This window comes from Streptomyces sp. NPDC001970, assembly GCF_053594115.1.
Map to the genome: position 1 here is coordinate 1 of NZ_JBSFDW010000020.1, position 19,615 is coordinate 19,615.

The following is a 19,615-nucleotide window of genomic DNA, read 5'->3' on the forward strand; positions in this document are numbered from 1 at the left end:
AACGGACGCTTCCTTCGTACTCACCCTCTCGGGCTTTCCTCCGGGCGCTTCCCTTCGGTGTTTCCAACCTTACCAGATTCATTTTCCGTTCCGTTCCCGGTTCGGATTCTGTTTCCGGTGGCCGTTGGAGGGCCTTTTGTCTTTCGACTGCCTTTCGGCGGATCCGACTTTATCAGAGATTCTGAGCCGGAATTCCCGCCCCTCGGGTGGTCCATCCGAGCGCACGAGTGCGCCCCGGACTTCCCCTCAGGCGGAGCCGTAAACGTACTGGAGCGGGGCGGCCGATGCAAATCGGGGCGCCCCGCTCCAAGATCACTCCACCAGGTGTCAGTTCCGGTGCCAGGACCGGCTGCAGACCTGGTGTCAGACCTCGACCACGACCGGGAGGATCATCGGGCGCCGGCGGTAGCTGTCGGAGACCCACTTGCCGACCGACCGCCGGATGAGTTGCTGCAGCTGGTGGGGCTCGGAGACACCGTCCGCCGCCGACTTGTGGATGGCTTCCTCGATCTTCGGGATCACCGCGTCGAACGCGCCGTCCTCGATGCCGGAGCCCCGCGCGTGGATGTTGGGGCCGCCGACCACCTTGCCGGTCGTGGAGTCGACCACGACGAAGACCGAGATGATGCCCTCGTCGCCCAGAATGCGGCGGTCCTTCAGCGAGGCCTCGGTGACGTCGCCGACCGAGAGGCCGTCGACGTACACGTATCCCGCCTGCACCTTGCCGGTGATCTTGGCCTTGCCGTCGACCAGGTCGACGACCACGCCGTCCTCGGCGATGACGATGCGGTCCTTGGGGACTCCCGTCATCGCGCCGAGCTCGGCGTTGGCCCGGAGGTGGCGCCACTCGCCGTGGACCGGCATGAGGTTCTTCGGCTTGCAGATGTTGTAGAAGTACAGAAGTTCACCGGCCGAGGCGTGGCCCGAGACGTGAACCTTGGCGTTGCCCTTGTGGACGACGTTCGCACCCCAACGGGTGAGTCCGTTGATCACCCGGTAGACGGCGTTCTCGTTACCCGGAATGAGTGACGAGGCCAGGATGACGGTGTCGCCCTGGACGATGCGGATCTGGTGGTCGCGGTTGGCCATGCGGGAAAGGGCCGCCATCGGCTCGCCCTGGGAACCCGTGCAGACCAGCACGACCTCGTGGTCCGGGAGGTCGTCCAGCGACTTGACGTCCACGACCAGGCCGGCAGGGACCTTGAGGTACCCGAGATCACGGGCGATGCCCATGTTCCTGACCATCGAGCGGCCGACGAAGGCGACCCTGCGGCCGTACTCGTGTGCCGCGTCGAGGATCTGCTGGATGCGGTGCACGTGGCTGGCGAAGCTCGCCACGATGATGCGCTTCTGGGCGCCCGCGAAGACGCCGCGCAGCACGTTCGAGATGTCGCGCTCGGCCGGGACGAAGCCGGGGACCTCGGCGTTGGTCGAGTCGACCAGCAGGAGGTCGATGCCCTCCTCGCTCAGGCGCGCGAAGGCGTGCAGGTCCGTGAGGCGGCCGTCCATGGGGAGCTGGTCCATCTTGAAGTCGCCCGTGTGGACGGCCATGCCCGCGGGAGTGCGGATGGCGACGGCCAGGGCATCCGGGATGGAGTGGTTGACCGCGATGAACTCGCAGTCGAAGGGTCCGATGCGCTCGCGATTGCCCTCGCTGACCTCGAGGGTGTACGGGCGGATGCGGTGCTCCTGGAGCTTCGCCTCGATCAGGGCGAGGGTCAGCTTGGAGCCGATCAGCGGGATGTCCGGCTTCAGGCGGAGCAGGTACGGGACACCGCCGATGTGGTCCTCGTGGCCGTGCGTGAGGACGATGCCCTCGATGTCGTCGAGGCGGTCCTTGATCGTGGTGAAGTCCGGCAGGATCAGGTCGACGCCGGGCTGCTCCTCCTCGGGGAACAGGACGCCGCAGTCGACGATCAGGAGCCGGCCGTCGTACTCGAAGACCGTCATGTTTCGGCCGATCTCGCCGAGACCGCCGAGCGGGGTGACGCGCAGGCCACTCTTCGGGAGCTTCGGCGGTGCGCCGAGTTCAGGATGCGGATGACTCAAAAGACTCTCCTCACCACACGCGCCACGTACCGCTTGGGCACGTGGCGCGCATGCATTCGTGCACTTGCTGTTGTCGTTGTTGTGGTGCGTATTCACTTGGTTCGTATTCAGTTGTGAAGTCTGTGGCTACAGCTCTACCCCGCCGGCGGCGAGATCGATCTTGAGCTGTGCAGTCTCGGCCTCGGTGAGCTCGACGAGCGGGAGGCGCAGCGGGCCTGCGGGCAGACCCTGGAGGGCGAGCGCGGCCTTGGTGGTGATCACGCCCTGGGTCCGGAACATGCCCGTGAAGACCGGGAGCAGCTTCTGGTGGATCTCGGTGGCCTTCTGGACGTCGCCCGAGGTGTACGCGTCGACGAGGGCGCGCAGCTCCGGTGTGACGACGTGGCCGACCACGGAGACGAAGCCGATGGCGCCGACCGAGAGGAGCGGAAGGTTCAGCATGTCGTCGCCCGAGTACCAGGCGAGGCCGCTACGGGCGATGGCCCAGCTGGCCCGGCCGAGGTCGCCCTTGGCGTCCTTGTTGGCCACGATCCGCGGATGGTCGGCGAGGCGGACGATGGTCTCGGTGTCGATCGGAACGCCGCTGCGGCCCGGGATGTCGTACAGCATCACCGGGAGGCCCGTCGCGTCGGCGATGGCCGAGAAGTGGCGGTACAGGCCCTCTTGCGGGGGCTTGTTGTAGTACGGCGTCACGGCGAGCAGGCCGTGTGCGCCGGCGCGCTCGGCGGCGCGGGCGAGCTCGATGCTGTGGTGGGTGTCGTTGGTTCCGATTCCGGCGACGACATGGGCACGATCGCCCACGGCGTCGAGGACGGCTCGTACGAGCTGGTCTTTCTCCGCGTCGCTGGTCGTCGGGGACTCGCCGGTGGTGCCGTTGATGATCAGGCCGTCGTTGCCTGCGTCCACCAGGTGGGTGGCGAGCCGCTGCGCGCCGTCGAGGTCGAGTGCGCCGTCCGCCGTGAACGGCGTGACCATGGCGGTGAGGACCCGCCCGAAGGGGGTCTGCGGAGTGGAGATCGGAGCCATGGGTAACACGCTACTCGTTGCTCAGCGCGTAGGGTCCCCTTGGGGGCCGTGACGTATGCCGTGGTCAGTGGAGCCCGGCACTGCCTGCTCGGGGGTTCAAGCAGTGCCGGGTCCGTTTGATCAGCCTAGATGAACTTCTCGAAACGCCGCAATACGGACACCGAGTAAGGCTGACCGTACATCTGTGCTCTACGGGGCCACACGGCCGTTTGCATTGAAGGCGGCATAGGTGAGCGGCATGAGCTTGGCCCAGTGCTCCTCCATCTTCTCGCCCACCATCTCGATCTCCCGCTGCGGGAAGGATGGGACCTTCGCCTGCTCGTGCTGGGTGCGCAGGCCGAGGAAGTGCATCAGCGAGCGCGCATTGCACGTCGCGTACATCGACGAGTAGAGGCCGACGGGGAGGACCGCGCGGGCGACCTCGCGCGCCACACCCGCGGCGAGCATCTCCCGGTACGACTCGTACGACTGGCGGTACGAGTCCGCCATCACGCGGCCGGTGAGCTCCTGCTGGGCCTGGGTGCCCTCGACGAAGACGTACTTCCCGGGGCGGCCCTCCTGCACGAGCTTGCGGGACTCGTCCGGGACGTAGAAGACGGGCTGCAGCTCCCGGTAGCGACCGGACTCCTCGTTGTACGACCAGCCGACGCGGTGGCGCATGAACTCACGGAAGACGAAGATCGGGGCGCTGATGAAGAACGTCATCGAGTTGTGCTCGAAGGGGCTGCCGTGGCGGTCCCGCATCAGATAGTTGATGAGCCCTTTCGAGCGCTCCGGGTCCTTGGAGATCTCCTCCAGGGACTGCTCGCCCGCGGTGGAGACCCTGGCCGCCCACAGCACGTCGGAGTCGCCGGCGGTGTGCTTCACCAGCTCGACGGTGACATCGCTGCGGAAGCCGGGCTTGTAGTCGGCGGGGATCTCGGTCACCGGCGGGGGTCCTTCCAGTTGCGTCGCTCGGGCGGCGCCCACTCTACGGCTCACCGCTGACAACGCAGGGCGGCGCAGCGCCCGACGCCTCCGGTCGCCGGGTCGCGACGGGACCGACGGGGCCTCCTGTGATTCTTCGGTCAATTCACTGGAATCGGGCACCTCCCGGACGTTCTGCGCGTCTGTACCTGTGGCAGCGACCGGACACATGGCGCGCGCATGACTCACCAGGCTCCAGGAGGCCCCATGTCCCTCACCCAGCAATCGCTGGGCGGTACCACCACCCCCGGGCGAGAGGCCGTTCCCTTCGCATTCGTCGCCGAGGCCGATCGCTTCCGCAGCAACGTCACTCCGCCGCCCAGGGAGCGCCCGAGCTGGTCGCAGCTGGCCGGACGTACGCTGATCGGCCTGACCGTCGTGGCCGGGCTGATCGGGTCGCTGCTGCTCGGAATGCCGGCGCTGGAATCACCGAAGGTGCCTTCGCATGCGCAGCAGGCCGAGGCGTCCGACGGCCGCTGACTCCTCCCGAACTGCCCCGACGGACAGGACAGGCGCCCCCATGGGCCCCCTGGGGTGGTCCGTCCGTGGCCGCCTCGGTAGCCTCACCAGGCACAGCCATTCGTGCTTGATGAGTGAGGTTCAGCCGTGCCCCTGCCCTTCCTGACGGCCGACCGCGCCTTCGACGCCCCGGCGGACGACGATGTCGCGCTGCCGTTCGACGACCATGACCGGTGGCGGCGGCCTTACCGCCCGGGTCCCTGGCGGGTGGCGGCCTCGGCGCTGGTACTGCTTCTGGCGGCGTTCGTGCTGATCGCCGCGGTGATCATCGCCTTCGCCGGTGCCGTGCGGGGCGCGGGGCTGTGCTTCGGGCTCGCCTCGCTGATGATCGCGGCGGCACTGCGGCTGCTGCGCATCGGCGCCTGGGTGAGCAGGCGCGGTCTGCGGTGCGTGGGCTTCGTCTCGACCAGCACCGTGGCCTGGGAGCAGATCACGGGGCTGCGCACGGTGCAGCAGCCGGTGCGCTGGCTGGGACTGCCACGGACCGTGCAGGGTCAGGCGCTCGTGCTCGTGCGCGAAGGGCGCGATCCGCTGACGCTGCTCACGGACCACAACGCGGACTTCCTGGCGCGGGTCGAGGCCTTCGACCGTGCGGCGGACACCGTCGAGGCGTGGGGCGCGGAGTACGGCGCGGTCAGGCCCTGACCGGCTTTCCGTCGTGCAGTGCGATCGCGCGCTGCATCGCCTGGCGGGCGCGCGGGGTGTCGCGGGCGTCGTGGTAGGCCACGGCCAGCCGGAACCAGCAGCGCCAGTCGTCGGGTGAGTCCTCGGTCTCCGCGCGGCGCTCGGCGAAGACGGCGTCCGCGGAGTCGCGGTCGATACGGCCGCCCGGGGTGCGGAGCAGCTCGTCGACCGGCAGTCCGCCCTCCGCATCCAGCTCCGCGGCCAGCGCATTGGCCTTGTTGACGAACTGGGTGTTCTTCCAGAGGAACCAGACACCGATCACCGGCAGGATCAGCACCGCGGCACCGAACGCGACGGTGAGCGCGGTGCCCTGCTGGATCAGCATCACGCCCCGGCTGCCGACCAGGACGAAGTAGACGACCAGGACGGCAGCCGTGACGAAGTACGAGATTCTCGCGCGCATGGCAGCCGGTCTCAGCCGAGGTCGAGGAAGTGCTCGAGGCCGAAGGTGAGCCCGGGCGTGGTCACCACGCGGCGCACACCGAGCAGGATGCCCGGCATGAAGCTGCTGTGGTGCAGGGAGTCGTGGCGGATGGTGAGGGTCTCGCCCTCGCCGCCGAGCAGGACCTCCTGGTGGGCCAGCAGACCGCGCAGCCGTACGGCGTGCACCGGCACCCCGTCGACGTCGGCGCCGCGCGCACCGTCCAGGGCAGTGACCGTCGCGTCGGGCTGCGGGGCGCAGCCCGCCTCGGCCCGGGCGGCGGCGATCAGCTGGGCGGTGCGCGTCGCGGTGCCGGAGGGGGCGTCCGCCTTGTTCGGGTGGTGCAGCTCGACGACCTCGACCGACTCGAAGTAGCGCGCGGCCTGGGCGGCGAACTTCATCGTCAGCACGGCGCCGATGGAGAAGTTGGGCGCGATGAGCACGCCCGTCGAAGGGGTGGGGGAAGCGTCGAGCGAGGTGCGCAGATGCGCGAGGCGCTCATCCGTCCAGCCGGTGGTGCCCACGACGGCGTGGATGCCGTGACGTACGCAGAAGTCCAGGTTGCCCATCACCGAGGCGGGTGTGGTCAGTTCGACCGCGACCTGGGCGCCGTTCTCGGCGAGGGTCTCCAGCTTGTCGCCCCGGCCGAGCGCGGCGACGAGTTCCATGTCCTCGGCGGCCTCGACGGCTCGTACCGCCTCGGAGCCGATACGGCCCTGGGCGCCGAGGACGGCCACGCGCAGCTTGCTCATGTTGCGTTCGCTCTCTACGAGACGGATTCGTGCAGGCGGTCCGCCTGCTTGTCCTTCAGCGGGCCGATCACCGACAGCGAGGGGCGCTGTCCCAGTACGTCACGGGCGACCGCCCGTACGTCGTCGGGGGTGACCGCGGCTATGCTCGCCAGCATGTCGTCGACCGACATCTGGGAGCCCCAGCACAGCTCGCTCTTGCCGATACGGTTCATCAGCGCGCCGGTGTCCTCGAGGCCGAGGACGGTCGAGCCGGAGAGCTGGCCGACGGCCCGGTCGATCTCGTCGTCCGGCAGGCCCTCGTTCGCGACCCGGTCGAGTTCCCCGCGGCAGATCTTCAGCACGTCGTGGACCTGGCTGGGCCGGCAGCCGGCGTAGACGCCGAAGAGCCCGCAGTCGGCGAAGCCCGACGTGTACGAGTACACGCTGTAGGCGAGGCCGCGCTTCTCCCGTACCTCCTGGAAGAGGCGGGAGGACATGCCGCCGCCGAGGGCCGTGTTCAGCACACCGAGGGCCCACCGACGGTCATCGGTGCGGGCCAGGCCCGGCATGCCGAGGACCACATGGGCCTGCTCGGTCCTGCGGCCCAGCACCTCGACCCGTCCCGCGGTACTGATGGTCCGCCGGCCGTCGCGCGGGGCAACCGGCGTGGCGTCCGTGCGGGACAGGGCGCCGGCCTTGTCGAAGGCCTTGCGCACCTGGCGTACGACGGTGGCGTGGTCGATGTTGCCTGCGGCCGCGACGACGAGGTGCGTCGGGTCGTAGTGCTTCCTGTAGAAGCGGGCGATCTGCGAGCGGTTCAGCGCGTTGATGGTGTCGACGGTGCCGAGGACCGGCCGACCGAGCGGGGTGTCGCCGAACATGGTGCGCGCGAAGAGGTCGTGGACGACATCGCCCGGGTCGTCCTCGGTCATCGCGATCTCTTCGAGGATGACGCCCCGCTCGGCGTCGACGTCCTCGTCGAGGATCAGCGAGCCGGTGAGCATGTCGCAGACGACGTCGATCGCCAGCGGCAGATCGGTGTCGAGCACCCGCGCGTAGTAGCAGGTGTACTCCTTCGCCGTGAAGGCGTTCATCTCACCGCCGACCGCGTCGACGGCGGAGGAGATGTCGAGGGCGGAGCGCTTGTGCGTGCCCTTGAAGAGGAGGTGCTCCAGGTAGTGCGTGGCGCCGCTGAGCGAGGGGGTCTCGTCGCGGGAGCCGACGTGCGCCCAGATGCCGAAGGTGGCGGAGCGCACGGACGGCAGGGTCTCGGTGACGATGCGCAGGCCCCCGGGGAGGGTGGTCTTGCGGACCGTGCCGATGCCGTGCTCTCCCTGGAGAAGCGTTTGGGTACGGGCGACGGCCCGCGCCTCCGAGGAGGTGCGGGCCGTCGTCCTGGAACTACGGGACGTCACTTGTCGGTGTCGTCCTTCGCCTCGTCGGCAGCGTCCTCGTCCGCGATCACGGGGATGAGGGACAGCTTGCCGCGCTGGTCGATCTCGGCGATCTCGACCTGGACCTTGGCCCCGACGGCGAGCACGTCCTCGACGTTCTCCACACGCTTGCCGCCGGCGAGCTTGCGGATCTGCGAGATGTGCAGCAGGCCGTCCTTGCCGGGGAGCAGGGAGACGAACGCACCGAAGGTCGTCGTCTTCACGACGGTGCCCAGGTAGCGCTCGCCGACCTCCGGCATGGTCGGGTTGGCGATGCCGTTGATCGTGGCGCGGGCGGCCTCGGCGGCCGGGCCGTCGGCGGCACCGATGTAGATGGTGCCGTCGTCCTCGATCGTGATCTCGGCGCCGGTGTCCTCCTGGATCTGGTTGATCATCTTGCCCTTGGGGCCGATGACCTCGCCGATCTTGTCCACGGGGATCTTGACGGTGATGATCCGCGGGGCGTTCGGGGACATCTCGTCCGGGGTGTCGATCGCTTCCATCATCACGTCGAGGATGTGGAGGCGGGCGTCGCGGGCCTGCTTGAGGGCCGCGGCCAGGACGGAGGCCGGGATGCCGTCCAGCTTGGTGTCGAGCTGGAGGGCGGTGACGAACTCCTTCGTACCGGCGACCTTGAAGTCCATGTCACCGAAGGCGTCCTCCGCACCGAGGATGTCGGTGAGGGCGACGTAGTGCGTCTTGCCGTCGATCTCCTGGGAGATCAGACCCATGGCGATACCGGCGACGGGGGCCTTGAGCGGCACACCGGCGTTCAGCAGCGACATGGTGGAGGCGCAGACGGAGCCCATGGACGTCGAGCCGTTGGAGCCGAGGGCCTCGGACACCTGGCGGATCGCGTACGGGAACTCCTCGCGGGTCGGCAGGACCGGCACGATGGCACGCTCGGCGAGGGCGCCGTGGCCGATCTCGCGGCGCTTCGGGGAGCCGACGCGGCCGGTCTCACCGACGGAGTACGGCGGGAAGTTGTAGTTGTGCATGTAGCGCTTGCGGGTCACCGGGGAAAGGGTGTCCAGCTGCTGCTCCATGCGGAGCATGTTGAGGGTGGTGACGCCCAGGATCTGGGTCTCGCCACGCTCGAACAGGGCGGATCCGTGCACACGCGGGATCGCCTCCACCTCGGCGGCGAGCGTACGGATGTCCGTGACGCCACGGCCGTCGATGCGCGTCTTCTCCTTGATGACGCGCTCACGGACCAGGGACTTGGTCAGCGAGCGGTACGCGGCGGAGATCTCCTTCTCGCGGCCCTCGAACTGCGGGAGCAGCTTCTCGGCGGCGAGACCCTTGACGCGGTCCAGCTCGGCCTCGCGGTCCTGCTTGCCGGCGATGGTCAGCGCCTGGGAGAGCTCGTCCTTGACCGCGGCGGTGAGCGCCTCCAGGACGTCGTCCTGGTACTCCAGGAAGACCGGGAACTCGCCGGTCGGCTTGGCGGCCTTGGCCGCGAGGTCCGACTGGGCCTTGCACAGGACCTTGATGAAGGGCTTCGCGGCCTCGAGACCCGCGGCGACGACCTCCTCCGTCGGGGCCTCGGCACCGCCCTTGACGAGCTCGATGGTCTTAACGGTGGCCTCGGCCTCCACCATCATGATCGCGACGTCGCCGTCCTCCAGGACGCGGCCCGCGACCACCATGTCGAAGACGGCGTCCTCGAGCTCGGTGTGGGTCGGGAAGGCCACCCACTGACCGTTGATCAGCGCGACACGGGTGCCGCCGATCGGGCCGGAGAAGGGCAGGCCGGCCAGCTGCGTGGAGCAGGAGGCGGCGTTGATCGCGACCACGTCGTACAGGTGGTCGGGGTTGAGCGCCATGATCGTCTCGACGATCTGGATCTCGTTGCGCAGGCCCTTCTTGAAGGACGGGCGCAGCGGGCGGTCGATCAGGCGACACGTGAGAACCGCGTCCTCGGACGGGCGGCCCTCACGGCGGAAGAACGAGCCGGGGATCTTGCCCGCGGCGTACATCCGCTCCTCGACGTCGACCGTCAGAGGGAAGAAGTCCAGCTGGTCCTTGGGGTTCTTGGATGCGGTGGTGGCCGACAGCACCATGGTGTCGTCGTCCAGGTACGCCACGGCGGAGCCGGCGGCCTGCTTGGCCAGGCGGCCCGTCTCGAAGCGGATGGTGCGGGTGCCGAAGGAGCCGTTGTCGATCACGGCTTCGGCGTAGTGGGTCTCGTTCTCCACCAGCGATATCTCCTCGTCTGCGTCCCCTCGCCCGTGTGGCGTGGGGGACGGTGGCGGAGAAGCGCGCCTTGCGTGCGGGCCGGTCTTCGATCGAAGCACCCGGGTGATGTGTTCCGGGGGCCACTACCGAGGACCGGCGGCGGAGGGGCGCTCCTCCTCTTCGGTATTGCGTTTTCGGATACTGCTTCGGTACTGCGTTATTGCGTTGTGCTGTGTGACCAGATTACTGAGGTTTCCCTCAGGACCGCACGTACAGCAAAGGGAGCGGCCCCCTCGGAGTGGGAACCGCTCCCTTCACGGCGTCTTACTTCGCGCCCGCCGCACCGCGACGGATGCCGAGGCGGTCGACCAGCGCACGGAAGCGCTGGATGTCCTTCTTGGCCAGGTACTGCAGCAGACGGCGGCGCTGGCCGACCAGGATCAGCAGACCACGGCGGGAGTGGTGGTCGTGCTTGTGGGTCTTGAGGTGCTCGGTCAGGTCCGAGATGCGGCGGGAGAGCATGGCGACCTGGACCTCGGGGGAGCCGGTGTCGCCCTCCTTGGTGCCGAACTCGGCCATGATCTGCTTCTTCGTAGCGGCGTCGAGAGACACTCGGTACTCCTCTTCGGTGTTCGATGCGCCTGCGAGTGCCCCTGGTCTTGGTCTCAGGGGAGCTTCCGTTACTCGGAGGCGAAGGCGCGATGGGCGCTGCTCCCAGATGGGTCCGGGGGCGCGTACACAAACGGCCGTCGATAAGCTTACACGCTGTGCTCACCGGTCCGAACCGGCGGCCCGGACCGGGCGTCCTAGCTGGTCAGCGACCTGGCCGCGTCGAAGACGTCCAGGACGGCCAGGCAGAGCGGGACGAGGGAGAGGAGCACCGCGCCCTCGGTGAGGTCGAGCAGCCGGCCCCAGAAGGGTGAGAGGCCCTTCTTCGGAATGACCAGCCCGATGGCGGTGAACAGCGCGGCTCCGGCGGCGACGGCCGCGGTGAGCCAGACCGTACGGATGTCGAGGCCGCCCCGGTCCCCGAAGATCAGCAGGTCCTTGACCAGGCCGGCGGGCGGGTTCAGGGAGAGGCCGAGGACGAGCAGGGCGATCGCGGCGATGCCCGCGACCAGCACGCAGGCGACCTGTGAGGTGTAGCGGAAGAGGCGGGCGCGCAACAGCATGGCCAGGCCCGCGGCCAGGGCCAGGAACTGGCCCCAGACGTTGCCGGCGAAACCGAGGACGGCCGCGGAGCCGACCACGACCGCGGCGCAGCCGCCGACGAGGCCGAGCAGCATCTCGTGGCCGCGGCGGGCCTGCAGTGCGATGCGCTCCGCATCGACGGGCTGGGCCTGCGGCGTCTCGTGCGGGTCGGCGTGGAAGTCGTCGTCGGTCGCGCTGCGTGGCGAGGCGTACCCGATGGGCAGCCGGGCGAAGCGGGCCGAGAGGCCGGGCAGGAAGGCGACCAGGGCGATCGCCGCGGGGGCGCAGACCGCGGCGGTCGCGGTCGCCGACGCCTCGGCGAGGATCGCGGCGAAGGTGGCGAGGGTGCCGACGGTGGCCAGGAAGGTTGCGGCGACGAACGGCGCGTCGCCGCTCGGGGTGAGGACGACCAGGGCGACCGAGGCGACCAGCACCGTCACACAGCCGAGCAGGAACTGCAGCCTGCCGGGTCCGTGGCCGGCCGCGGGGCCGACGATCCCCGAGCCGGCGATGAGCAGCAGCGGGAGCGCTCCGAGGCCGAGGGCGACGGCGGTGGCCCGGTCGGAGTAGACCCGGGCCCGTACGCCGGCGAAGGCGGTCAGCAGCACACCGGCGGCGCCTGCGACGACGCCGGGCAGGCTGTGCATGTCGTGACGGACCGGGTCGGCGAACCAGAGCACGAAGCCCATCAGGACGAGCAGCAGCACTCCGCCGACGAGTCCGGCGCCGCGCAGCAGGTCGTCGCTCCACAGATGGCGGTCGCGGGTGACGGCCGCGGCGACGGCGTCGGATACGTCGTCGAAGACCGCGGGAGGCAGCGACCGGGCGAAAGGGCGGAGGCTGAGCACCTCTCCGTCGAGCACCTGCTGGGCGGCGAGGGTGCGCGCGCCGTCGAGGACGGTGCCGTCACGGCGGACCAGGTGGTACCCGGTGGGAGTTCCGGCGGACTGCGTCTGGCCGGTGAGCCGCAGGATCTCCGGGTAGACGTCGGCGACGGCGATGTCCTCCGGGAGGGCGACGTCGATCCGGCTGTCGGGCGCCACGACAGTGACGCGGCAGAAGCCGGTCGCTGCGGTCGTACTCACGTGTCTGGACCCCCTGAACGGCGATGGCGCACGGGCTGATTCGCGGTTGCGCACGGTGCGCGGACACCCTACCGGGACGTGGTGTCACTGCCTGCAAGTAGGATCACCGTCGCGCGGAGGGAAGTCCGCGAAGCAAAGGCAGTCACGGGGGCGCCGGTGCGGATTCCGGCATCGTCAGGCCTCCGGCTTCCGTCCGTACCGAGGAATTGATGAACCGGTGAGCCAGATCGTCGTCAAACGCCCGCCGCGCTCCCTTCCGCCCGAAGTACCCAGCGAGGAGCTGACGCTGGAGTCCCCGCCGGAGCTGCCGCGGGGTCAGCAGGAGTCCATGCTGATGCAGCTTCTGCCGATGCTCGGCATGGGCTCGTCGGTGGTCTTCTTCTTCATGCCGAACGCCCATCCGTTCATGCGGATCATGGGTGTGCTGATGCTGGTGTCGACGGTCGCGATGGCGATCGCCCAACTCGTCAGATTCCGCAAGGGTACGCAGGGGCAAATTGCCGATGTCCGCCGCGACTACCTCAAATACCTCTCGCAGACGCGGCGTACGGTCCGCAGGACCGCGCGGGCGCAGCGCGATGCGCAGTTGTATCTGCACCCCGCCCCCGAGCAGCTGTGGTCCGTGGTGGCCGAGGGCTCGCGGGTGTGGGAACGGCGGGCCGGCGACAGGGACTTCGGGCAGGTACGCATCGGGCTCGGTGCGCAGCAGCTGTCGACGCCGCTGATCGCGCCCGACACGGCGCCGGTGGACGAGCTGGAGCCGCTGTGCGCGGGGGCCATGCAGCAGTTCCTGGCGGTGCACGGCTCGCTGGACGGACTGCCGATGGCCGTGTCGATGCGGGCGTTCTACCACGTGACGGTGTCCGGTGAGCCGGAGTCGGCGCAGTCGACGGCCCGTGCGCTGGTGTCGCAGCTGGTGACGCTGCACTCCCCCGGGGACCTGCAGGTCGCGGTGGTCGCGGCGCCCGGCGCGGTGGCGCGCTGGGACTGGACGAAGTGGCTGCCGCACGCCCAGGTGCCGGGGCAGGTCGACGGGGCCGGTACGAAGCGGCTGTTCGGCGACGACCTGGGCGAGCTGGAGCAGTTGCTGCGCAGCAGGCTGGACGGGCGGCCGCGGTTCGGCCGGGACAGCCAGCCGGTCCTGGACCAGCCGCACATCGTCGTCGTGCTCGACGGCGGGATGGTGCCGCCGGACTCGCTGTTCGCGGCCGCCGAGGGAGTGCAGGGCGTCACGATCGTCGAGGTCGTCCCGGGTGAGCTGGACGAGCCGCGGGGCGGGCTCTCGATCGTCGTACGGCCCGGCCGGCTGCGGCTGGAGTCGGGCGCCGGCTACGCGTACGAGGGTGTGCCGGACGGGATCTCGCTGCCGGCCGCCGAGGCGCTGGCGCGGCAGCTGGCGCCGCTGCGGATGGGCGGGGGCGACGACGACGAACCACTGCTCGCCAACCTGGACTTCACGGATCTGCTGAACCTGGGCGACGCGGCGTCGGTGGATGTCACGCGCACGTGGCGGCCGCGCTCGACGGCGGAGCGGCTGCGGGTGCCGATCGGTGTCGGCGAGGACGGCCGGCCGGTGATGCTCGACCTCAAGGAGGCCGCGCAGGAGGGCATGGGCCCGCACGGGCTGTGCGTGGGCGCGACCGGCTCCGGCAAGTCGGAGCTGCTGCGCACGCTGGTGCTCGGTCTTGCGGTGACGCACCCGTCCGAGACGCTGAACTTCGTGCTCGCGGACTTCAAGGGCGGTGCGACCTTCGCGGGCATGTCGCAGATGCCGCACGTGGCCGCGGTCATCACCAACCTCGCGGACGACCTGACGCTGGTCGACCGCATGGGCGACGCGATCCGCGGTGAGCTGCAGCGCCGTCAGGAGCTGCTGCGCTCGGCGGGCAACTACGCCAACATCCACGACTACGAGAGGGCGCGCGCGGCCGGTGCCCCGCTGGAGCCACTGGCCTCGCTGGTCCTGGTCATCGACGAGTTCAGCGAGCTGCTGACCGCCAAGCCGGACTTCATCGACATGTTCATCCAGATCGGCCGGATCGGCCGTTCGCTGGGTGTGCATCTGCTGCTCGCCTCGCAGCGCCTGGAGGAGGGCAAGCTGCGCGGACTGGACACGTATCTCTCGTACCGGATCGGTCTGCGGACGTTCTCGGCGGCCGAGTCGCGCACGGCGATCGGTGTGCCCGACGCGTACCACCTGCCGTCGGTGCCGGGCTCGGGCTATCTGAAGTTCGGCACGGACGAGATGACCCGCTTCAAGGCGGCGTACGTGTCCGGTACGTACCGCACGGGCGGGCCGCAGCTCTCCGCCGACCAGCTGCCGATCGAGCGGCGGCCCGCAGTCTTCACCGCGGCGCCGGTGCCGGTCGTGTACGCGGCGCCCGATCCGGCGCATCCCGCAGCCTCGCGCGACAGCGAGGACGACGCGCTCGCGGACACCGTGCTCGATGTGATCGTGCGCCGTCTGGAGGGGCAGGGCGTGCCCGCGCACCAGGTGTGGCTGCCGCCGCTGGACCAGGCACCGCCGCTCGACCAGTTGCTGCCGGGTCTCGCGCAGACGGCGGACCGCGGGCTGACGGCGACCGAGTACACGCGCCCCGGCGGTCTGGTCGTGCCGCTCGGTCTCATCGACAAGCCGTTCGAGCAGCGGCGCGAGGTGCTGTACCGGGACTTCTCGGGGGCGGCGGGCCACATGATGGTGGTCGGCGGTCCGCAGTCCGGCAAGTCGACGATGATGCGCACGCTGATCTCGTCGTTCGCCCTCACCCATACCCCGCACGAAGTGCAGTTCTACGCACTGGACTTCGGCGGTGGCGGTCTCGCCTCGCTCGCGGACCTGCCGCACGTGGGCGGGGTCGCGTCCCGGCTGGACCCGGAGCGGGTGCGGCGTACGGTCGCGGAGGTCGCGGGCGTGCTGAACCGGCGCGAGGAGTTCTTCCGCTCGCACGGCATCGACTCCATCGCCACGTACCGGCGCAAGCGGGCGGCGGGTGACCTGCCCGGCGAGGCCTGGGGAGATGTCTTCCTGGTCATCGACGGCTGGGGCGGCTTCAAGAACGACTACGACATGCTGGAGCCGGTCGTCGCGGACATCGCGGCGCGCGGTCTCGGCTACGGCATCCATGTCGTCATCACCGCCGCGCGCTACATGGAGGTGCGCGCGGCGCTCAAGGACCAGATGCTCGGCCGACTCGAGCTGCGTCTCGGTGACGTCATGGACTCCGAGTTCGACCGCAAGGTCGCGGCGAACGTACCGGCGGGCGTACCGGGCCGTGGCCAGGTGCCGGAGAAGCTGCACTTCATGGGGGCGCTGCCGCGGATCGACGGTTCGAGCAGCTCGGTCGATCTCGCGGACGGCACGGCGGCGTTCGTGCAGGCCGTGAAGGGCAGCTGGTCGGGCGCGGCGGCCCCGGGCGTACGGCTCCTGCCGCGCATGCTCCGCGCGGACCAGCTGCCGAAGGGCTTCGAGCACCCGCAGCACGGCATCGCGATCGGCATCGACGAGACCAACCTCGAGCCGGTGTTCGTCGACTTCGAGTCCGACCCGTTCTTCATGATCTTCGGCGAGAGCGAGTCCGGGAAGACGGGTCTGCTGCGGCTCATCGCCAAGCAGATCTCCGAGCGGTACACCCCGGAGCGGGCCCGGATCGTCGTCGGCGACTACCGGCGCACGATGCTGGAGGCGGTGCCGTCGTCGCATCTGCTGGAGTACGCGCCGATGGCGTCGGCCATGCAGATGCACATGGACGCGATCAACACGGTGATGACGAAGCGCGCCCCGAAGCCCGACATCACTCCCCAGCAGCTGCGCGACCGCAGCTGGTGGAGCGGCCCGCAGCTGTTCGTCCTCATCGACGACTACGAGCTCGTCGCGACCAACGCGGGCAACCCGATGCAGGCGCTCGTGGAGAACCTTCCGTTCGCGCGTGATGTCGGCATCCGCTTCATCGTTGCGCGGAGCGCGGCGGGCGCCTCCCGTGCGCTCTACGAACCCTTCATGCAGCGCATGAAGGAGCTGGGCGCCCAGGGCGTGATCCTCTCCGGCGACCCGGGCGAGGGCGACATCCTGGGCCACGTCCGCGCCCGCCCGATGCCTCCGGGCCGCGGCACGTTCGTGTCGCGCAAGCGGGGGACCCCGCTGGTGCAGCTGGGCTGGCCGGCGGCCCGGTAGGGGCACGGCGGGTGTCGTCGACGTCGCGCGCGGCCTCCACGCCCCCGGCATCGACAACCTGCCGCCTCGGCCCTGTACCTGCGGTGCGTCACCATGACGCTTGCCGGCCTGCCGGCTGACGGAGTTCGTCGGTGCGAAGGCCCGCGGCACGGCGCGGGCAGGGCTGCGCGTGGCGGCGGAGGAGGGGCTGGAGCCGGGCGCCGCACGTTTCCGAGCGGGCGATCCACGCGGACTCGGTCCGGCCCGCACGGGCCCAGGAGTTCGATGGGCGTCGTGGCCATCCGCCGCCCGTACGGCACCGGGCATGTCTTCCATGCGGGGAACACCCCTCACGGTGGAGTGTTCCCGGGCGGCCGGACGGGCAGGCTCGCCACGCTGGAACACGGTACAACGCGCATTTCCCCCATCCTCTACCGATAGATTCGGCGGCGGAATCAGCCATGCTCTCCAAGAACGACGCCGTCGAAGCCGGTCGGGCCTTCCTCGCCGAGGCGTATGCCGACGAGCCATGGGCGATCGTCGTGCAGCCGGAGCTGAGCCAGGAGCACCCGATCGCCCGGCAGGTCCGGTTCGACTCGAAGGAGCATCTCGACGCCGGGGAATTCGGCGAGGCCCCGTTCACGCGTGTGGTGGTGGTGCTGGTGCCGAAGGACGGATCGCCTGTGAACTTCCCGCCCTCGCACATACCGGTGGCCGACCACCTCGATCTGCCCATGCGCGGCGAGTGGCCGCCCAACAAGGCCTGAACCATGAACATCACCCCCCAGCACCTCGCACTCCACTGGCTCAACGCCACCTACCGCGGCCTCGTCGAGCTCGCCGTTCCCCATCCCGTCGCCGAGGACGCAGGCACCTGGCTGTTCGCGTGCCGGACGGTCGAGCAGCCCGGACATCCGCGTACGCCGATGCTGGCGGCGTCCCTCGTCGTGCCCAAGGACGGCGGGGTGCCCTTCCATCCGGCCGCCAACGATCCGTGGGGGGACGCCGCCTCGTATGCGAAGTCGCCGTCACCGCGTGAGGCGGCCACGCAGGCCCGGCGGCTGAACTCCCGTGGGTGTGTGGTCTCCGTCGCCGCCGCGCTGGCCGGGGGGCCGTCCACGCCGCTGCCCTGGCAGCCCGCACACGAGGCGCCGGGCTGGTGGGAGCTACTGCTCAAGCGGCACTTCCCGGAGGCGGAGCAGTTGCGTTGCGCGACGTGGGACCAGGTCATCGCGCAGGCGCGTGAGCCCGGTCCCGGCACGCAGGGTGTCGTCTGGGTGCGCAGGGCGGCCGGAGGTGTCGAGGCGAGCGGGCATCTGCTGTACGCGCACAACAACAACGGGAACGTGGTGTTCCTCGACGGGATGACGGGCGGTCTCGCCCGGCTCGACACGACCGGGGTGACGGAGCTGGTCTTCGCGCGGCTGGGACCCGAGGCGCTCGCGGCACCCGCCGTGGCGCCGGATCCGTACCGGGGAGCGGCGGACGACTTCGGCGCGGCCGTCGAGAAGGCGCAGGACTGGCTGCGGCGCGCGTACCACGAGCCGGTGCGGCTGGTGAATCCGAGTCCCGCCGACGAGATGGAGCGGGGCTGGCTCTTCGCCTGCAACACGGAGGCGTTCCTCAACACCGGCGACTGGCGGCACGGCATGCTCGATGCCGCTCTGGTCGTACCGAAGGCGGCGGTACAGCCCTTCGGCCTGCCGAACGCGTCCCCGTGGGCCTGGCTCGAGGCCTGGAACCGTGGCGGGGAGCCCGGCAACGGCTCGCTCGTCGCGCCGCCCGAGCCCCGGTATGCGGCCTGGCTCGGGCCCACGCTGGGCGAGCTCGGGCAGCCCGTCATCTCGGCCTCCGAGCACGGCGAATGGGGCTCGCTGCTCGACGAGCTGTCGGCCATGCCGGTGGGCGCGCGTGCGCTGATCTGGGCGCGGCGCACGGACCGGAGAAGACGGGAGTCCGTGGGGCTGCTGCTCACCGGCCTCCGGTCGGAGCAGGGCATCGGCGTGGTGGACAGTTCGGCGGCGCCGGTCACCGACCTCGGCGAGGTGGCGGCGGCGCGCTTTCACCTGATCCGGTACCGGTGATCACCGCTCAGGCGCACGGCAGGGCCCAGTAGGGTGAACTGGTAGCTCGCTCGCACGACCGGATTGACCCGAAGGGGCCGCACCCATGACCGACGCAGCTGACAAGGAACGCCAGAAGGAAGAGCTGTACGCGCTCGACATCTCGGACGTCGAGTGGCACGGTGCGCCCGGGACGAGTCCGGACGAGGAGCGGGTGGAGATCGCCTATCTGCCCGGTGGGGCGGTGGCCATGCGGTCGTCGCTCGACCCGGAGACGGTGCTGCGGTACACGGAGGCCGAGTGGCGTGCGTTCGTCCTGGGGGCGCGCGACGGGGAGTTCGACCTGACGTAGGTGTCGTCGTACGCGAAGGGGGTGCCGACCGGCACCCCCCTTCGCTTGCGAGCGAACGCGGCTCGTCAGTGCATCATGCGGAAGCGGGCGGCGTTGCCGCGGTCCGTGTCCTGGTAACCGATGACGGACTCGTCCAGCAGACGGGCGATGGTGGCCAGCTCCTGGTTCATGCCGGCCAGGTCGGTGGCGAGCTGCTTCTGGATGGCCCCGTAGGCCTCCTTGGTCTGACCGTCCCAGGTCTGCGCGACCTGGTTGACGTGCCGGAGGAGGGTCTCGAGCTGCTCGTTCAGGTACGTGGAGGTGGCGCGGACGTCGCCGGCCGCCTGGGTCACTGTGTCGTAATTGACGGCAGTGGTCATTGCTTTGCTCCTTGGTGACGAAGTTCAGGCGAGAGGCGCGGGGCGTCAGATGCTCAGGATGGCGCTCTGTCCACCGTTACCGCCCTCGGCGGCGGTGAAGGAGCGGATACGGCGCTGCTCCTCCTCGTCGAACCCGTCGGCACTCATCTTGATGAGGTTCTCGAGGTTCTCCAGGTCCTGCTGCACACCCCGCAGACGCCGGTTCAGGTTCGCCTGCGTCGCGTCGTACGCCTGCATGGCCGCGCCCTGCCAGCCCGCCTGGATGCGGTCGACCACGCCGTTGAGCGAGGTGATGCGGGCGTTGATCTCGCTCTGGAGCGTCTGGACCTTCCCCGCAAGGGAGACAAGCTCACTAGTGGTTACGTTCAGGTCTTTCGACACCTCGTGCCCCTTCTTCTCCATGTGCAG

Annotated in this window: 17 protein-coding genes; 6 read left to right on the top strand and 11 right to left on the bottom strand. The window is 69.7% G+C overall.

The features are described 5' to 3' along the window. Nucleotides 1-363 precede the first annotated feature (363 nt). The 3 genes from ACWCP0_RS23325 to thyX form a co-directional block, all read right to left on the bottom strand. Complete coding sequence (locus tag ACWCP0_RS23325; protein WP_451080744.1) at nucleotides 364-2,049, bottom strand: ribonuclease J; 1,686 nt, start codon at nucleotides 2,047-2,049, stop codon at nucleotides 364-366. A 126-nt stretch (nucleotides 2,050-2,175) separates the two neighbouring features. Further along, nucleotides 2,176-3,075 carry a 4-hydroxy-tetrahydrodipicolinate synthase gene (gene dapA / locus ACWCP0_RS23330; protein WP_451080745.1) on the bottom strand — a complete coding sequence of 300 codons (900 nt, stop codon included), beginning with the start codon at nucleotides 3,073-3,075 and terminating at the stop codon, nucleotides 2,176-2,178. A gap of 189 nt (nucleotides 3,076-3,264) precedes the next feature. Continuing rightward, nucleotides 3,265-4,002 (bottom strand): FAD-dependent thymidylate synthase, encoded by a 738-nt coding sequence (gene thyX, locus ACWCP0_RS23335; RefSeq protein ID WP_451080746.1) that lies wholly within the window; start codon nucleotides 4,000-4,002, stop codon nucleotides 3,265-3,267. A 246-nt stretch (nucleotides 4,003-4,248) separates the two neighbouring features. Here thyX and ACWCP0_RS23340 point away from each other — a divergent pair, with 246 nt between their 5' ends. After that, nucleotides 4,249-4,521: a hypothetical protein gene (locus ACWCP0_RS23340; protein ID WP_451080747.1), complete on the top strand. Its 273-nt coding sequence runs from the start codon at nucleotides 4,249-4,251 to the stop codon at nucleotides 4,519-4,521. A gap of 126 nt (nucleotides 4,522-4,647) precedes the next feature. Further along, a complete protein-coding gene (locus tag ACWCP0_RS23345) occupies nucleotides 4,648-5,205 on the top strand; it encodes a hypothetical protein (protein ID WP_451080748.1) in 558 nt (185 codons plus the stop codon). On the opposite strand, the gene ACWCP0_RS23350 is transcribed toward ACWCP0_RS23345, so the two are convergent. The 6 genes from ACWCP0_RS23350 to eccD form a co-directional block, all read right to left on the bottom strand. Then, nucleotides 5,195-5,647, bottom strand: a complete 453-nt coding sequence (locus tag ACWCP0_RS23350; protein WP_451080749.1) for a hypothetical protein — start codon at nucleotides 5,645-5,647, stop codon at nucleotides 5,195-5,197. The two genes, ACWCP0_RS23345 and ACWCP0_RS23350, sit on opposite strands and share 11 nt — an antisense overlap. A gap of 11 nt (nucleotides 5,648-5,658) precedes the next feature. Beyond that, nucleotides 5,659-6,417, bottom strand: a complete 759-nt coding sequence (gene dapB, locus ACWCP0_RS23355) for a 4-hydroxy-tetrahydrodipicolinate reductase (RefSeq protein ID WP_351223695.1) — start codon at nucleotides 6,415-6,417, stop codon at nucleotides 5,659-5,661. A 14-nt stretch (nucleotides 6,418-6,431) separates the two neighbouring features. Then, nucleotides 6,432-7,811 (bottom strand): M16 family metallopeptidase, encoded by a 1,380-nt coding sequence (locus ACWCP0_RS23360; RefSeq protein ID WP_451080750.1) that lies wholly within the window; start codon nucleotides 7,809-7,811, stop codon nucleotides 6,432-6,434. Continuing rightward, a complete protein-coding gene (locus ACWCP0_RS23365) occupies nucleotides 7,808-10,027 on the bottom strand; it encodes a polyribonucleotide nucleotidyltransferase (RefSeq protein WP_451080751.1) in 2,220 nt (739 codons plus the stop codon). Before ACWCP0_RS23365 ends, ACWCP0_RS23360 begins: the two co-directional genes overlap by 4 nt. Nucleotides 10,028-10,331: 304 nt before the next feature. Beyond that, nucleotides 10,332-10,619 carry a 30S ribosomal protein S15 gene (gene rpsO / locus ACWCP0_RS23370; RefSeq protein ID WP_168437547.1) on the bottom strand — a complete coding sequence of 96 codons (288 nt, stop codon included), beginning with the start codon at nucleotides 10,617-10,619 and terminating at the stop codon, nucleotides 10,332-10,334. A 194-nt stretch (nucleotides 10,620-10,813) separates the two neighbouring features. Beyond that, nucleotides 10,814-12,283, bottom strand: a complete 1,470-nt coding sequence (gene eccD, locus ACWCP0_RS23375) for a type VII secretion integral membrane protein EccD (protein ID WP_451080752.1) — start codon at nucleotides 12,281-12,283, stop codon at nucleotides 10,814-10,816. A gap of 217 nt (nucleotides 12,284-12,500) precedes the next feature. Here eccD and eccCa point away from each other — a divergent pair, with 217 nt between their 5' ends. The 4 genes from eccCa (at nucleotide 12,501) to ACWCP0_RS23395 (ending at nucleotide 18,848) form a co-directional block, all read left to right on the top strand. After that, the gene (gene eccCa / locus ACWCP0_RS23380) at nucleotides 12,501-16,454 is read left to right on the top strand and encodes a type VII secretion protein EccCa (RefSeq protein ID WP_451080753.1); all 3,954 of its coding nucleotides are present in this window, start codon (nucleotides 12,501-12,503) and stop codon (nucleotides 16,452-16,454) included. 440 nt (nucleotides 16,455-16,894) lie between these two features. Further along, nucleotides 16,895-17,200, top strand: a complete 306-nt coding sequence (locus ACWCP0_RS23385) for a YrhB domain-containing protein (RefSeq protein WP_451080754.1) — start codon at nucleotides 16,895-16,897, stop codon at nucleotides 17,198-17,200. Nucleotides 17,201-17,203: 3 nt separating this feature from the next. Continuing rightward, complete coding sequence (locus tag ACWCP0_RS23390; protein WP_451080755.1) at nucleotides 17,204-18,517, top strand: YrhB domain-containing protein; 1,314 nt, start codon at nucleotides 17,204-17,206, stop codon at nucleotides 18,515-18,517. Between the two features lie 85 nt (nucleotides 18,518-18,602). Further along, nucleotides 18,603-18,848 (top strand): DUF397 domain-containing protein, encoded by a 246-nt coding sequence (locus tag ACWCP0_RS23395; protein WP_351223682.1) that lies wholly within the window; start codon nucleotides 18,603-18,605, stop codon nucleotides 18,846-18,848. A gap of 65 nt (nucleotides 18,849-18,913) precedes the next feature. Here the strand turns inward: ACWCP0_RS23395 and ACWCP0_RS23400 are convergent, their stop codons facing one another. Next, entirely contained in the window at nucleotides 18,914-19,207 is a 294-nt protein-coding gene (locus ACWCP0_RS23400; protein ID WP_451080756.1) for a WXG100 family type VII secretion target, read from the bottom strand. A 45-nt stretch (nucleotides 19,208-19,252) separates the two neighbouring features. After that, nucleotides 19,253-19,588, bottom strand: coding sequence for a WXG100 family type VII secretion target (locus ACWCP0_RS23405; protein ID WP_451080757.1), 336 nt, complete (start codon nucleotides 19,586-19,588; stop codon nucleotides 19,253-19,255). Between the last annotated feature and the right edge of the window lie 27 nt (nucleotides 19,589-19,615).

Bases quoted from the DNA above. Each gene is read 5' to 3' on its own strand.
- ACWCP0_RS23340 (WP_451080747.1), top strand. From the start codon at position 4,249: ATGTCCCTCACCCAGCAATCGCTGGGCGGTACCACCACCCCCGGGCGA.
- ACWCP0_RS23390 (WP_451080755.1), top strand. From the start codon at position 17,204: ATGAACATCACCCCCCAGCACCTCGCACTCCACTGGCTCAACGCCACC.
- ACWCP0_RS23385 (WP_451080754.1), top strand. From the start codon at position 16,895: ATGCTCTCCAAGAACGACGCCGTCGAAGCCGGTCGGGCCTTCCTCGCC.
- ACWCP0_RS23395 (WP_351223682.1), top strand. From the start codon at position 18,603: ATGACCGACGCAGCTGACAAGGAACGCCAGAAGGAAGAGCTGTACGCG.
- ACWCP0_RS23400 (WP_451080756.1), bottom strand. From the start codon at position 19,207: ATGACCACTGCCGTCAATTACGACACAGTGACCCAGGCGGCCGGCGAC.
- dapA (WP_451080745.1), bottom strand. From the start codon at position 3,075: ATGGCTCCGATCTCCACTCCGCAGACCCCCTTCGGGCGGGTCCTCACC.
- dapB (WP_351223695.1), bottom strand. From the start codon at position 6,417: ATGAGCAAGCTGCGCGTGGCCGTCCTCGGCGCCCAGGGCCGTATCGGC.
- ACWCP0_RS23350 (WP_451080749.1), bottom strand. From the start codon at position 5,647: ATGCGCGCGAGAATCTCGTACTTCGTCACGGCTGCCGTCCTGGTCGTC.